Genomic DNA, 15,152 nt, shown 5'->3' with positions numbered 1-15,152 from the left:
CATCTCAGGTGGGAGCGTTTGTATGAGACTGATCTTTCAAATGCTATTAGCTTGAAGTTTCGTACTTTGGCTAACATATAGACACTTATACAGCAAATGGATTTACAGACTCAACTAAACAAAAAAGCTGTCAGACGTTTCAACCAAGAAGTGATTGCAGAAGGCAGCCTCGACAGCTTCAACGAATTGATGGATGACCAGTTTATTAATCATTCCGCCCCACCAGGAACTGATAATGGTTCTCAAGGAATGATAAATACATTCAACAATATCCTTCGCCCAGCTCTGACTGACATGAAAGTCATTATTCATGATCAAATCGCAGAAGGGGATTTAGTCACCACGCGCAAAACCATTACAGGAACCCATACAGGAACCTTGATGGGTATACCCCCAACTGATCGGTCTGTAAGTATTGAGGTAATTGACGTGGTACGATTACGCAACGGGAAATACGTTGAACACTGGGGTATCAATACCTTACCCGTTGTTTTACAACAGTTAGCCAAAAATTGAGCATTTTGTGAGAATAAGAAACTAACTTTTACTGAAGCTAAACCGCGGTAACCATCTGGGCTTTTCGACTTGTCCTGGGGCTCGAAAGCCTAAAACACCCCCATCAACATCTTTGACTAGCTGACCATATTTTGTCTTGGCTGTAGGGTCACTTTTAAAGGATAGTACGTAAAAACCGAAGACGACATTTCCGGATTCAATATGCTGATATACGGGGGCACTGGCAATATCGATCACACTAATCAGGGGATGCGCTGATGGCGGTACGTTTCGTAGCCTATAGAATTGTTTAATCGTATTTAGTTGATGGATCATTCCGTTAAACGGTAAGGACAATTTTGCCGGCAGTGCGACGGGTTTCCACTTGGGTATGCGCTTCTGCCATCGCTGTAAACGGATACGTTTTAGCCAGGTAGGATTTTAGAATTCCCTTGGCCATTAAAGCAGCGAATGCTCTAAGATCGTCTCCATTCACTTGCAATCCCCATAATGACAAGGCTACATTTTTTGCCTGCGCTTTGGCCTTTAGACGCTCATCTGTCATCGGAATAATCGAAATAATTGTTCCACCTGGTTTGGTTACCTCAATCGAATGGGCTAACGTTTCACCGCCAATGGTATCAAAGACAAAATCGACATCGCTAGTTACTTCCCAGAAATTTTCAGTTTGGTAATCGATGTGTTTATCCGCTCCAAGAGACAGGACAAAATGGCGATTTTTAGCGGAACAAGTGGCGATCACTTGCGCACCCAAATACTTGGCTAGTTGCACGGCATAATGCCCCACGCCACCCGATGCCCCATGAATCAGCATTTTGTCCTCTTTTTTGATAGTCATTCCGCGAACGACTGACTGCCAGGCCGTTAAACCAGCCATGGGAGCAGCCGACGCTTCTTCAAAAGTAATGTTATCGGGTTTATGAGCCAGTAACTCTATATGGACCGCAACGAACTCAGCATACCCGCGCGCATTTTGTAAAAGTGCGAATACGGCATCACCTAGCTCATATCCATCTGTATTCTCGGCCTTTTCGACAACCTCCCCAGCGATATCCCAACCCAGTATGACTGGCCGCTCTTGGCCGAAGATATGGGTGATAAAGGTGGGCGAATGGCGATAGATTGCATCCGCCGGATTAATGCCGATGGCTTTTACCTTAATTAAAACTTCTCCACTTTTTAACGTAGGTCTTTCTGTTTCGCCAAGAACCAGTTTATCGGGTCCTCCGGCTTCATATAATAAGTAGGCTTTCATAGCTTAAAACTCGGGATAAATCGCCAGGATGATTTAGCCTAACCGGGCTACTGTTTAACCAAAACGGAAATGCTGTATTGAACAGATAGTAACCTACCATAGTACACCTACCGTAAACTCTTTCAAGTGACAACCTGTGCGGTCGTGTAGTGTTGTTAATAACTTCTAAACAAGAGGGGCTTGCCTTGTCAAACTTACGTTGAATTCACATGTTTGCTTGCCTAACCTCGGCTATTCTTACCTCAACTAAACTTGGTTACCAACCTAAACCCGTTCTGGTGCGGGACAAAGTTCGTAGAATTCACCGTTGGTTAAAACACCTAGTTTTATGCGACGGTTGCCAACCTTTAGCTAATTGCGTCAATCTTTACTTAATCTCAGTAGATCAATGGATCAATGTAGTTGACCCGATTCCTGATATCCTTCATTCAACATCCAGTGGCTAAAGGTTGCATACGCACGGGCATAACTAATCGCATCCTGGGCCAATTCGACAGTCCGTGACAGTTGTCTTACGGTTTCGTAATAGGGTATCCGGTTCGCTTGGTAGGCAAGAAGGGCCTCCGAGAGAGAGGGTTTGGCTCGTAATGCCTTAACCAGTACGCCTACATCCTCTATCCCTAAGGTGCCACCGGCTGAAATATGGGGTGATAACCCGTGAGCTGCATCCCCGATTAAGGCGACCCGACTGGAAACCCATTTAGGTAGCGCAGGCACATACATCACCTGGTTATGGAGAATAGCTTCCTCCGGCGTACGTTCGATCAGCCTCAGAAGCGGCTCGCCCCAGCCAGTATCATTCATCTGAGCAGCGCGTTTTAAAGCTTCTTCCTTTTTAGTTCCAGTCGGTGTTTCGCTATCAAACTGATTGACCATCCAGGTCGTTACCTGGCCGTAGGTTAAAAAATACCCCCCCCTGGTTAGTTGGTGGCCAACCGTCAGCACACTGCCAGCGGCAGGCTCATTGCCCGTTGGCACGAGGGCTCGCCAAACATGATGGCCTGGATGTTCTTGAGTTGAATAGGTGGGTAATAGTTGGCTCCGCACGTTAGAATAAACCCCATCCGCCCCAATTAGTAAGTCGGCTTTTAACCGGGTTCCATTTTCCAGCAATACTGTCACTTCATCCGCCTGCTCCTCAAAGCCAATCACGTTGGCCTCCAGCTTGATGGTTGACCCTCCCATGGCTTTGGCCAGAAGGGTATTGAGCTGCGGCCGCGGAAACAACACAAAGGAGTGATCGGCCACGCCAAATCCTTCCGCCCGGAAACGCTGGCCAGCTGCATCAAAAAACCAGGTTTCAATTGGGGTACCAATTTGGAGCAGTTGCCCGCCCAGGTTTAACTCGTTCAACACATCTGTTGCGTTTTTCCATAAACCGATCGAGGCACCGGCAGCCCTAATCTCGGCTGCCTGTTCGCAGACGATTACGTCTGCTCCCAGTTGGTTGAACGCAATTCCGGCAGTTAAGCCAACCAGTCCGCCACCTGCAACCACTACCCGCATTTTACGCAGGTCAACACCGTTTTCTTCCTTTACCTTTATCATCTCTTTTATCTTTATAGAGGTTTATGCAAAGGAAGTGGGAATAAATAGTAAAAAATGGACTATTTCGCTGGTTTAATACCTCGAATCACAGATTAAGCGTGAATCACCATGGCTACTGGAAAAAAGGTTAATATCCCCGAGTTTACCCTAAAAGGCTCCTCCCTGAACGGAATAGCCCTCAAAAAGCTGGAACGTAGTCAAACCGTATCCCGAGATCATAACATCCAGTTAGCCCATCGGGACGATCATTATATGTTAGTCGTGCTCACAGAAGGCCAGTTGACGTACCGCATTGATTTTGACGCATACCAAATCCAGGCTCCCGGCCTGCTAATGGTTTTTCCCGGACAAGTGCATCAACTCACCCCGCAAACGGACTTGTCGGGTTGGGCTATCAGCTTCGAGACTGAACTCCTTAGCGAAGATCTCAAAGCACTTCTGGACAAGGCGTGGCGGGACCAGATTGACTTTATTTGTGATGTTCTTGCGCCCTGGTTTGAGCAACTAAAAAACCTGCTGACAGCTATCGATCAGTTAGTTGATAAACCTCTCTCTACCTCACAAAAAGCGGTCACAGCTTTATTAACGGGGCTGCTTTTTATGATCGCCGGGGCTATTTCGGGGATGGGCTACTCAACTAAATCCGCGCCAAAACGGTCGACCTTGGTAAAGCAGCAGTTTCTTCAGCTGCTGTACCGCCATTACAAAGATTGGAAGAAACCTTCCCAGTACGCCGAACGGATGCATATCACCACCGCTCATCTAAACGATACGATTAAACGGGTTACTGGCCGGACTACAACCCAAGCAATCCAGGAGCAGTGCGTAGTAGAGGCTCGGCGTTTGTTGCAGTACACGGATTTAGATGTAATCGAAATAGCCTACCAGATCGGCTATGTGACACCCAGCCACTTTATCAAACTATTTAAGCTGGTAACCGGCCTGACCCCTTCCCAATACCGGAAGAAGCGCTCCTAAGTTTACCGACAGTGGTATGGCTGTTTTTAGCCATACAGGTTGTTGGATCTGGGTGGGCAGTCGGCAAGTCAGTGGTTCACTCACCGGTAAGTTTAACGGATAAAAGCCATTCCGTTGAGCATATTAGGCTGCCAGACTCGCTTTCGCTTCGCGGACGCTGCGCATACCCTTCGCCCAGGCTAGCAGTTGCGTAAGCATCAACTCGACGGAGGCCGTCAAGGGTGCATTCGGAACGAATACCCCCGTCCCAAAGGTCGCATGGGTCGACACGCACACCTGCGCCCGCACACTAGCAATCTGGAGCTCGGGCAAGATCATTCGTAGGGACTCAGCCGCTCGTGAACCAGCCGCCCAACCGCCATAGCAGACTAGACCGGCGGCTTTATCATTCCACTCTTTATAAATATAGTCCAGGGCGTTTTTCAATGCACCAGGAATCGAGTGGTTGTATTCCGGGGTAATGAATACATAGCCGTCAAAGCGCTCAATCAGCTTTCCCCATTGACGCGTATGCTCGTGTTGATACTGCTGCAGCGTTGGATTGCCGGGTTCATCGAGGTTGCCCAACTTATGGTCGGCCAGGTCGATGAGTTCGTACGTAGCCCCGCCGTGGTGACGGGCGGTATCGAGTACCCAGGAGGCAATCTGATCGCCCCGGCGCCCGGGGCGGGTACTGCCTAAAATAAGGCCAAGGCGCAGTTGGGGGTGGGCGGTGGTCAGTTGGTTGTCGTTGTCCATGCGTGAGAAGAAATCTTTTTAGGGTATATTTCTTTTGACAAAGGTCTAGCGTTTTTTTAGGACAAAATAGCCCATTTAGCCGCAATACTGTTCGTATCTGGCGGAATTAAGGCGCTTTTTTTTGCCGCTTGATCGCCTGGTAGCGCTTGGGTGTCAAACCATATTGCCGTTTGAACAACCGGGCGAAATGGCTTAAATTAGTAAAGCCCAACTGATGGCCTACTTCCGATACCGACCACTGGGCTAGCAAGCGCTTGGCTTCTTGTAAGCGAGCCACCTGATAGTAGGCGTAGGGACTGGTGCCGAACACCTGATGGAACAACTGCTTGAGCTTGGTTTGGCCCATACCTGACAACTGGGCTAGTTGAGCCAGGCTGGGCGGGTTGTCCAGCGCGGTGAGCAGGCGGTTCCGCACCCGAAAAATGCCCGCTACATCAGTCGAATGTAATGCCCCGGTGTTGCCCATAGCGCGTTGATCCAGTTCTTGAAACAACCAGTAGAGCAGTTCCTGCACCTTGATGCGGTAAAATAACAAATCCAGCTTATGATGAGGACGTGGCGTGGTTATGTCCTGCAAGGCGTCCTGTATTTGGGGGGTAAGCAAGGCCTCGACCAGACACGGTTGCTGGTTGTCGAGTAGGCCAATCGGAGCGGCCTGCTGGCTGCCCAACCAATAAGCCAACACGGTTTTTTCCACCACGAGCCCAACGAAAAAAATGGGCGTATGTGCCGGCAGCACGGTCGTGAAGGTAACGGTTGTAGAAGCGAGTTGCGCGGTTGACAAGTGACCAGCCACCCCCAGGGCGGGGGCGACCGATTGGAACGAAATTAGCAGGCGTTCGGGCTGATTCGCTTCGGCCAGGCGTTCCAGGACGATTTCTGCTGCCAAAACGTACCGATGGATAGCCACCAGTACGCCTGGTTCGATGGCTACCAGCTTAATGAAGCCAGTGCCCACCCTGGGAGGCAAGTATAAACAGCCATCTACCAGCTGTCCGCCTGCCGCTAACACCTTCTCGAAAAGCACACGCAAGCCGTTTGCGGCTGGGACCGAAGGGGTGGGCATAAACAACTGAGATTAGTAGTACAAGGCTCAACCGGCGTTCTGGTTGATTCTGAACGGTAGTGTATGAGTTGCGGCCATGGCCCGTGTGGGATCGTGGCCACAGTTCTTGACGTTACGGGCTTTCGGACGTGGCCGGCTTCAGCAGTTGACTACGAATTAAAAAGAAAAGGGTAAGAATCCATAGTACCGCCGAAACGAGTGACCAACGCGTTTGAGGAGCCAATAGACCATAGTAGAACAGAGGAGCACTCCCATAAAGGCCAAAGATGATGGAAACGGTTAGACTGGTATACCCAATCGTTGAGCCGATACGCTTAATGCCTAGTACGCGACACGTGGTGGGTAGGTCATTTCTCAACAGTTTTACTAGTTGCCAGGCAACGAAAGGAGCACCTACGACGAAACCAAACCAGGCAGATATGCCCAATCCGGTTTCAACGTGGCCGACATCCCCACCGGAGGAGAAGGCTCTCAGGGGCAGGTAACTGTATAACTCGGCCAGGTTAAAAACGGTGAACCAGAAGCAGGCCTGCGTTAAGAATGGCTGCTGGCGACGAGCCGATTGGTGCAACCCTCGTCGGGACAGCAAAAACAGGAAGCCATTCATCAATAAAGCGGCACCGGCAATTAGTGAGGCTTGCCAGGGTGAGGAAGACTGAAAGATGGGCGCGTAATCAATGTCTTCCTCGGCATGAAACAAGGTCCAATCGCCATAGTAAATATCGAACGGGTGTGCCTTGACGCCGAACCACCAGCCTACCAGACTATGAGACCACTCATGAAAGAGAACCATCAGATGGTGAGCGCCCAGTAGGGTAAAAAGAGTCGTAAGCAAAAGGCTAATCTTTCTGGTCATTGGATTTACGTTGATGATGGAGGGGCGATCATATCTTTTTAGCCTTACTACTCGACTGTATGCTAACCGATCGTCAGCAAACCGGCTGACTAGACGAAACAGAGGCCAGTAATTGATTCACGTACAACCGAAAGGCCGGCAGTTGAGTAGTTTCTCCGACAAAGCCGAGGTATCCATCGGGCCGCACTAAATACATCACCGGCCGGAGTTGGCCATAAGCAGCACCGAAAAAACCATCGGCATCCAGGAAGCCCTCCGCGTCTTGACCACTGGCCGCCGAGACGAGTCGAACCAGCTTGATGTCGGTATACTGTTTTGTTATCCCGGCTACGTCATCCGGAATAGTGTCGCCGTTGTACAAAAGGGTAAAGTGTGGCCCCCTAAACAGGTCGAACAGGCGTATAGAATTGCCGCTACCATCCAGCAGCGGTGCATCAGGGGCCCGGTCCCCAGCCTGCAGGGGCAAGGGCAGCGAAGTGGCTTGTTGACTCAGGCGGCTATGTCTATAATTGAGGCTCAACTGAAACCGTTCGCTATCATCCGGCAGCGGCCGTTGGAAGGACTGGAAGTTATTGAGCAGTTTGGTACTTAGCTTTAACACAGCCGCTGCCACCGGAAGGCGCTCTTCCTGGTAGGTTTCTAACAGGTTGGTATTGGCACTGCGCAACACCAGATCCAGTTTCCAGCCCAGGTTATAGGCGTCCTGCAGGCCAGTATTCATTCCCTGGCCACCGGTCGGAGAATGCACATGAGCCGCGTCTCCGCCCAGTAAGACGCGCCCAATAACCAAGCGGTCCACCATCCGGATATTGACCTTAAAGGACGAAAGCCAGGTGGGGTCATACAGCCTGATGGCCATTCCTGTCCGCTGCTGAAGCACTTGTTGGAACAGCTCCAGCGTAGGCGTTGCCGCAAAGTCGGGGGCTACCTGGGCGGTCATCTGAAAAATATCGCTTTTGGCAAAAGGAGTTAAGGCGACAAAGCCGTCGGGATGGTGCTTCCACATGTGGGTATGCGTATGTTCCAGGTCATCCGTATGCACATCCCCAACCAGTACCCGGATGGCTTCCCGGGTTTCGCCGGCAAAGTTTACCTGTAAAAATTTACGCACAAAACTGCGACCGCCGTCGGCAGCCACCAGATACAGACAGGTAATCCGTTGGGATTCGCCCTGGTTCAATACCGTTGCCGTCACTTGGTCCTGGTTTTGCTCCATATAGGTTAGCTCGGTGGCCAACTCGACGAACAGACCGGCTTTGGCCAATTGCTCACGGAGGATTTGTTCGATCTGAAACTGAGGGATCCAGAGGGGTAAATAGGGAATGTTGGGCGTGGATGTCAACCCTTCGTGCAGGTCTTCCTCCCCAAGCACGCTGGGCCCGTCATACGCCTGGACCAGCGGGTGGGAATATCCGTAAGGCATAAGCTGGTCTAGCACACCCAAATCGTCAAACACCTCCAGCGAACGCGGAGTTAATCCTTTGCCCCTCGAACCCGGAAAATAAACCGGGGATTTATCGATAATCCGAAAGTGAACCCCCCGGCGTTGCAAATCACAGGCCAGCGTGAGACCGGTTAGGCCAGCACCGACAATTAGTACCTGGGTATCCAGCAGCCCAGCCTTGAAGGCCGCAGTTGCTTTTCCGTTGCTCATTTCCATAAGCTGATAATTTACATACCGAATAGTCGGTATGTTCAAGGATAAAAAAAATTAAGCTTTGATTAATTGGTAGAGGTTATTCCAGGCCACAGATACTTGCTTTTCCAGCGCTACTGTATTGTCAGCCATAATTAACTGGATCACGATCCCATGACCCATATCGATAAAGAGCCGGGCCAACTGCTCATCGGGTAGCGCCGATGTAATTTCCTGATTATGCCTGGCGGCTGCAATTACCTTTATCCAGGCCGCTAAGGCGGTCTCTTCATGACGATTTATCTTAGCCCTGAAGTCCGGGATGATACGCAAAGCCTCAAATAGCAGCGAGTAATGGTTGGCAGCAAACGTTAACTCTGGGGCTAGGAAGCGGTCCCGTACCTTTCTGGCTTCGGGAAAATAGGCGTCGAGAAAATCGCGCAGGCTGGAGGAGGAAAGTTGGGTAAAATCAACGGTAGCAACTTGATCAACATACAGATCAATGGCTGCTTCGAAAATCTGTTGCTTATTCTTAAAGTAATAGAAGAAGGCTCCTTTGGAAAAGCCGGTTTTTTCCATGAGTTCCTGAAAGGTGACCGCCTTGTAACTTTTTTCCAGGAACAGCCTTAAAGCTGTTTGAGTAATATGAATTTTAGAGTCTTCCATAGTAAATACCGACCGTTCAGTATGTAAAGGTATATACATCCCCGTTAAAGCAACAAGATTAAATATAATTAATCTTTTGACTAGCGATATCATCGCCCTTAACCAGCGGGCCCGCACGGGCAATTCAACTTTGTAAACCTGTTTCAGTAGCATTTGTATGCTACGGATAGTAGTTGACAATTATTAAAATAAACTGTTTCATTAAATGCCCGATTTAAGAAGCAAATATCTGAACGATCCTTCGTACAAGCGGGCGCCACAACATGAACACTCTTTCGTCTCAGTTAGGAGCGTTTTTGCGCGACCGTCGTAAAGGCAACTATTTAGTCAATGTACCCACCTGTTTAGGGACAATAATCCACAGTAGTCTCTAAAATCGGACGGCACAGGCCCCGCCCTGCGCCGAAGCGACAACTTTTACATTTCGTTAACATACTTTTAGTAGCCCTCCAACACAACTCAGCACAAAGACTGGTAGGTTTGCAGCCCACCGATGTGGCGGCCACCTCAGTGGGCTGCAAACCTTACAAAAAAGAGAAATGTCTAAACTCATGTACGTGTGTGCTTTGTTATTGCTGTCTGTTTTGGTCACTGCCTGCAACGGGCCAGATAAAAAAGGAAAGGTGATTGACCACCCCAAACTTATAAAAACCATAGGTTCCCCCAGGTATGGCAATGTTCAATGTAGCCTACAGGACAAAGCCGGCAACCTTTGGTTCGGCACCACAGAAAATGGTCTTTATAAATATGACGGAAAATCGTTTACCCAATATTTGGTGGCAGATGGGCTTAATAGTAATAGCATCTATACCCTATTTGAAGATAAAGATGGTAAGTTTTGGATAGGTACTGATGTGGGGCTATGTCTTTACGATGGTAAAACATTTGCAGAAATCAAGATTCCTTTACCCAAAACTCTGCCTCCCAACAAGAATGACCTGTATCGCAACAAGCATTGGGTATTCAGTATCATACAAGCAAAAAGCGGAAAATTATGGTTTGCAACAATTGATGGTGTTTATAGCTATGATGGCAAATCCTTTTCTCCGTTCACCGTTAATGAAGGCGCAGGTGGCTTTGCAAGCAGTAACAATAATGTGGAACATATTTTAGAGGATAAAGCAGGTAACATCTGGTTTGGTGGGCGCGGTAACGAAGGAGTGTATCGGTATGATGGTAAGTCGGTAATCAACATTAAACCACAAGCACTAAGTTACCTCAAGGATACGGATTCGATTCGAATTGGTCAAAATTGGGCCTGGCCTCAGTTGCAAGACGAAAAGGGGAATATTTGGTTCAGCAATTGGGGTGGGGCCTACCACTATGATGGCAAATCATTCACAAGTTTTACGGCAAGCGATGGCTTGAACATTGGTGCTATTACGCGAATTATAGAAGACAGGAACGGAAACCTTTGGTTTGGTGGTGCTGGTGGTCTTTGCCGTTACGATGAGAAATCGTTCACTTGTTTTAAAGATGGCCTAATCAATCCCTGGATTTGGGCAGTTTTGGAAGATAAAACCGGAAAACTTTGGGTTGGTACAAGAGAAACAGGTCTCTACCTTTTCAATGAAAAAACATTTATTAACTATTCAGACTATAAATGTAGAGAGGGTCAGAAATAAGGTGTATAGATGTTTCTCAAAACACCCCATTTTAGACGTAGATCATGATACCTCGTCGTCTCTGAAAGTTGCTTATTCAAGAATGATTACTCGTCTCAAAGAGGAGCGTTTATCGAGAATATAAAATCGGTGGGTACAATCTATAGTTACAAGTAGTCAAGTGCCTAATGTAGTCGTGACTAATACACTTACCTGTTGGCCGAACTAGCCTCCTCAAAAAGACGCATCGCCATCAAGCCCGTTCCCACGGCTCCACCGGCCCGTAAAGCGGCTGCGATAAAGACCGTTTCGGCAATTTCTTCGCGGCTAGCACCCGCCTGTACAGCGTTGTTGATATGAGATTCGATGCAGTAGGCGCATTGAGTGGTCAGCGCAACAGCCACCGACATGAGTTCCCGATACTTAATCGGAATGACGCCATCGGTTCGCTCGGCAGTATGCTTCAGGTTCATAAAGGCATCAGCCTCTTTGGGAGCGGCCTTTAGGAGCGTGTTGGTATAGGCACGGTCTTTGGGTGTTTGATATTCAGTCATTCGAGTTGATAAAACGGTTTAAGATATTAGCACCTTGACATAAGGGAAATGAACGCTTATGTTACTCTATAAATCCCTGAATTAAGGGGCGTTTTAAGTACCAGATACATGAACGTTTCTTCGTATCAAATCGGAGCATTTGATGAGACAAATGGTATGCGATTATTTCACACTTGGACTAAACTGATAGTATCGGTGGTGAGGTACCGCACCCAATGGTAAGGTGGCCCACAGCTACAAGCAAGCGATAGGAAAGCCTTAGGCGGACATTAATCTGCCATCCAGAACAACCGGCAGCTTTGTGGCAGACCAAAACTTATAAAAGCGGGTAAGAATAGCCTTTTGTTGTAACGACAAAGACTAACACATATCAAGTGTGATTTCGTCACCCAAATTAATATGTGCTAGTCTTCCAATGGCCTTTTTATCCTCGATAAAGAATCACTGACTCACGTCAGCTTCATGCTAGCCGGGTCCCAATGGACGATCTGTTTGCTGAAATAACTTTCGTTACAGGACAGGGCGGGAGCCGCGGCTCGAAAGCCAAACTGAGCATCTTCCACCACCGGTTTATTCAGCCGGATAGCATCAAAGAAGTTGGTGAAATGATCGATATGGTCACTATAACCCTCCGGTGCTCGGAAGGTGACATCCATTTTAATGGGCCGCTTTCGCTGCTCAGCCGTCCATTTGGCATCATAGTCCTGTTGCATTTGCTGTTGCATACTCTTGGAGAAGGTGAACAGCGAATCGTACCCCCCAAACCCAGGCGCTTGGGGTAGAAGGCTGTGTTTGATGCTCAGGTTATTGCCCATCACATCAATGACCCCTTCCGAACCCACCAGCCGGATCACTTCCTGTCCTCCCGTTCCACTAATAAAATTCACCTGTAAGGTCAGCTGGAAAGCCGCGTGCTCGGGGGTGTCGGGGTATTGCATGACTCCCGACATGACATCGGGTAAGTTGCGCCCATCTTTCCAGTAGCTGAACTGACCAGTGCTGTAAATGCTGTTAGGACCTTTAGAGCCCGTGATAAAGTGGGTACCGCTCAACAGGTGAATAAATAAGTCGCCTGCCACGCCTGTCCCGACTTCCTTGAAGGCCCGCCACCAAAAGAATTTCTTGGCATCGAAGGGCATTTTGGCCGTTACTTCGATAAACCGATCCCAGTCGGTCGTCATCGCATCCGCATCGGTCGGAATTGTGTACTCCCAGGCACCAATGGAGCTTTGCCGGTCGTAGACAGCATTAACCATATTGAGTTTGCCAATTTCACCGGCCGCCAGCAGTTCCTTGGCTTTGGCATAGCCGATGCTACTGACCCGCTGACTACCTACCTGGAAAACCTTCCCCGCCTTTTTGGCAGCCGCTATAACAGGGTAACCTTCACTGATTTTATAAACCATCGGCTTTTCGCAATACACGTGCTTGCCTTTGGTCAAGGCATCTTGGGCTATGCGGGCGTGCCAGACGTCATGGGTAGCAATAATGACGGCGTCAATATCCGGACGGTCCAATAGCTCTTTGTAGTTCCGGGTGGTGTAGAGCCCATTGCCAAATTGTTCTTTAGCATTTTCCAGTCGTCCCGTATACAGATCGCAGATACCGGCCAGCTCAACCCCGGGTACTTTCAAGGCTGAACTCAAATCAAAATGCCCTTGGACTCCGTAGCCAATCACACCCAGTCGAATCCGATCATTTGGCCCGCTGGGTTTTTCGTAGTGCAGGATGCGTTCTTCAGCTTTAGCTTGAGCTCCCAGTGAGGATAAGGGGGAGGATGCGGCTACTAGGCTGGTTGCCCCAATCTGTTGCAAAAAGCGCCGTCTTGAAGCCTGATTGTCTTTTTTCATGATTGTTGTACTGTAAAGGATAAAATGCTAGTTGATAGAATAACTGACAAAGGCTATTTTTCTACTGTCGGGCGTATGCTACTGATACTTGTTGACAGGCATTAAAATAGGTTTTCTGCTTGCATACACCACTTTTAGGCAGATGCCAGAACGCAATTTCGTCTCGCTTAGGAACCTTATGTAAGAATAAGTAGATCTATTGTTACATACGAAAACGAACGTATTTAGTCAATCCGCTATCGAGTTACCTATAAGGGCATTAAATATGATACATGAACAAAATAATCAAAATTATTAAGAAATATAATCATTTTATTGATATATCAATTATTATTGTATCAACAAAGTAAATATGAAAGAACTCGACCAAATCGTCTTTTACTCCTTGGAAAAGGCAATTAAACTGTATCGTCAGTTTGCCCAACGTAGACTCAATCAGCATGGCTTCGATATTACCATTGACCAATGGCTAATCTTGACAGCCGTTCGTGACCAGCCAGATTGGACTCAGCAACAAATCGCCAAAACCGTTTTCAAGGACGTTGCATCGGTCACTCGAATGATTGATCTGTTAGTCAAAAAACAATACCTCACCCGAATCGGCAACTCGGACGATCGACGACGATTTACTCTTACTCTTACCGATACTGCTCGGCAACTTCTTGATGCTATGCAACCCGTTATCGTCAATAACCGACAATGTGCTTTGCAGAATCTTGATGACCAACAACTTACCCAACTTCAAAACACGCTTCACCTACTCATCAGAAACTGTCAATCGTAAACACGATGAAAATCAACTATTGTTCTCCGAAAATTTTCTCCTTACCTGAGATATATCTCCTAAAAACAAGAAGGTTAACCAGAATGGCCAATTGTAGTTAGCAAGACAGATAATTTATAGTGTCGCTTTGACCACCCTCTAGCCTCATTATAAATGGGGTCGTTAAGCCATAATGATCTTGTACTTTCCTCCCGGAAACTCTGAAACTATACATAAGCCCACTAATTGATCTTAATCTATGTTTTTAGAAAGACATCCCTCATTACATTCCAATCACTTCCTAACCCCTTCACTTTTGAAAACTCTGCTAATCCTACTGAGTATAGTGTGTCATGTACAAACACAAGCCCAATCGAAATCGGATACGTTATCTATTCTTTTCATCGGCAACAGCTATACCTACTTCAATAATCTTCCAGTAGTGGTCAAATCAATTGCTGCACGTAACGGACAGCCTATAAACGCAGAGATGATTGTCGCAGGGGGGATGACCTTAAAAGGCCATTGGCACGACTCGACTCATGTAGCCCTTAAAAAGCTGCAAAGTCGCCACTGGGACTTTGTTATTATGCAAGATCAAAGTCAACTTGGTTTGGAGGGGGCGGGACCTGAACCGAGTGATAAACATTGGATTGCCAAACCCGATACGTTTTACAGATATGCTCAATTATGGAGTGAAGAAATAAAGAAACAGCAAGCAACACCCTGTTTTGCCACGACATGGGCTAGGGAATATGACCCATCCGCTCAACCCTTGTTAACGCACGCATACACCACTATTTCTCGACAAACAAGGGCACTTCTAATTCCTGTCGGGGATGTTTGGCAATACTGCCTGACTACGTATAAGCAAATTAAGCTTTATCAATCCGACGGTTCCCATCCGACTCAGGCAGGCTCCTTCTTGATGGCGACTACGGTATTACAATCGCTCTTACCTACGCTCAAACTCAGAGTCGGGTATCCTGTTATAGGTGTACGTCGTCAAATGAAAGTGGACAAAAGGGGTGAAAATGAGAAGAGACAATTTCCTAAATTGTTTCACTCAAATCACCTTGGTTATGTCCAATTCAGCCAAAAAATCCCCTTCTAGTCGTTCCA

The 15,152-nt window shown here is 47.8% G+C and carries 14 protein-coding genes; 5 read left to right on the top strand and 9 right to left on the bottom strand.

The features are described from left to right. Nucleotides 1-96 precede the first annotated feature (96 nt). Nucleotides 97-516 carry an ester cyclase gene (locus tag ACYVAM_RS30245; RefSeq protein WP_461073893.1) on the top strand — a complete coding sequence of 140 codons (420 nt, stop codon included), beginning with the start codon at nucleotides 97-99 and terminating at the stop codon, nucleotides 514-516. Nucleotides 517-835: 319 nt separating this feature from the next. Here ACYVAM_RS30245 and ACYVAM_RS30240 read toward each other — a convergent pair whose 3' ends face one another. Then, nucleotides 836-1,771: an NADP-dependent oxidoreductase gene (locus tag ACYVAM_RS30240; RefSeq protein WP_461073892.1), complete on the bottom strand. Its 936-nt coding sequence runs from the start codon at nucleotides 1,769-1,771 to the stop codon at nucleotides 836-838. A 393-nt stretch (nucleotides 1,772-2,164) separates the two neighbouring features. Beyond that, complete coding sequence (locus ACYVAM_RS30235) at nucleotides 2,165-3,319, bottom strand: FAD-dependent oxidoreductase (RefSeq protein WP_461073891.1); 1,155 nt, start codon at nucleotides 3,317-3,319, stop codon at nucleotides 2,165-2,167. Nucleotides 3,320-3,427: 108 nt separating this feature from the next. Between ACYVAM_RS30235 and ACYVAM_RS30230 the strand changes: the two genes are divergently transcribed. Beyond that, nucleotides 3,428-4,297: a helix-turn-helix domain-containing protein gene (locus tag ACYVAM_RS30230; RefSeq protein ID WP_461073890.1), complete on the top strand. Its 870-nt coding sequence runs from the start codon at nucleotides 3,428-3,430 to the stop codon at nucleotides 4,295-4,297. A gap of 123 nt (nucleotides 4,298-4,420) precedes the next feature. Here ACYVAM_RS30230 and ACYVAM_RS30225 read toward each other — a convergent pair whose 3' ends face one another. The 5 genes from ACYVAM_RS30225 to ACYVAM_RS30205 all read right to left on the bottom strand — a co-directional run bounded on the left by ACYVAM_RS30225 (nucleotide 4,421) and on the right by ACYVAM_RS30205 (nucleotide 9,412). Further along, nucleotides 4,421-5,035 (bottom strand): NADPH-dependent FMN reductase, encoded by a 615-nt coding sequence (locus ACYVAM_RS30225; protein ID WP_461073889.1) that lies wholly within the window; start codon nucleotides 5,033-5,035, stop codon nucleotides 4,421-4,423. 106 nt (nucleotides 5,036-5,141) lie between these two features. After that, a complete protein-coding gene (locus tag ACYVAM_RS30220; RefSeq protein WP_461073888.1) occupies nucleotides 5,142-6,101 on the bottom strand; it encodes a helix-turn-helix transcriptional regulator in 960 nt (319 codons plus the stop codon). A 112-nt stretch (nucleotides 6,102-6,213) separates the two neighbouring features. Then, entirely contained in the window at nucleotides 6,214-6,957 is a 744-nt protein-coding gene (locus ACYVAM_RS30215) for a hypothetical protein (RefSeq protein ID WP_461073887.1), read from the bottom strand. A 73-nt stretch (nucleotides 6,958-7,030) separates the two neighbouring features. Beyond that, nucleotides 7,031-8,656, bottom strand: a complete 1,626-nt coding sequence (locus ACYVAM_RS30210) for an FAD-dependent monooxygenase (RefSeq protein ID WP_461073886.1) — start codon at nucleotides 8,654-8,656, stop codon at nucleotides 7,031-7,033. A 12-nt stretch (nucleotides 8,657-8,668) separates the two neighbouring features. After that, a complete protein-coding gene (locus ACYVAM_RS30205; protein ID WP_461073885.1) occupies nucleotides 8,669-9,412 on the bottom strand; it encodes a TetR/AcrR family transcriptional regulator in 744 nt (247 codons plus the stop codon). Nucleotides 9,413-9,798: 386 nt separating this feature from the next. Here ACYVAM_RS30205 and ACYVAM_RS30200 point away from each other — a divergent pair, with 386 nt between their 5' ends. Beyond that, nucleotides 9,799-10,884 (top strand): ligand-binding sensor domain-containing protein, encoded by a 1,086-nt coding sequence (locus tag ACYVAM_RS30200; RefSeq protein ID WP_461073884.1) that lies wholly within the window; start codon nucleotides 9,799-9,801, stop codon nucleotides 10,882-10,884. A gap of 188 nt (nucleotides 10,885-11,072) precedes the next feature. Here ACYVAM_RS30200 and ACYVAM_RS30195 read toward each other — a convergent pair whose 3' ends face one another. Then, on the bottom strand, nucleotides 11,073-11,417 hold the full coding sequence (locus tag ACYVAM_RS30195) for a carboxymuconolactone decarboxylase family protein (protein WP_461073883.1): 345 nt from the start codon (nucleotides 11,415-11,417) through the stop codon (nucleotides 11,073-11,075). A 449-nt stretch (nucleotides 11,418-11,866) separates the two neighbouring features. Continuing rightward, a complete protein-coding gene (locus ACYVAM_RS30190) occupies nucleotides 11,867-13,267 on the bottom strand; it encodes a Gfo/Idh/MocA family protein (protein ID WP_461073882.1) in 1,401 nt (466 codons plus the stop codon). Nucleotides 13,268-13,619: 352 nt separating this feature from the next. On the opposite strand from ACYVAM_RS30190, the gene ACYVAM_RS30185 reads away from it, so the two are divergent. Both ACYVAM_RS30185 and ACYVAM_RS30180 read left to right on the top strand, forming a co-directional pair. Beyond that, nucleotides 13,620-14,051, top strand: a complete 432-nt coding sequence (locus ACYVAM_RS30185) for a MarR family winged helix-turn-helix transcriptional regulator (RefSeq protein WP_461073881.1) — start codon at nucleotides 13,620-13,622, stop codon at nucleotides 14,049-14,051. Between the two features lie 295 nt (nucleotides 14,052-14,346). Beyond that, nucleotides 14,347-15,144, top strand: coding sequence for a hypothetical protein (locus tag ACYVAM_RS30180; RefSeq protein WP_461073880.1), 798 nt, complete (start codon nucleotides 14,347-14,349; stop codon nucleotides 15,142-15,144). Nucleotides 15,145-15,152: the final 8 nt, after the last annotated feature.

The sequence above is a fragment of the Spirosoma horti genome (assembly GCF_054776595.1).
This window is presented reverse-complemented; position numbering and strand designations above follow the sequence as displayed.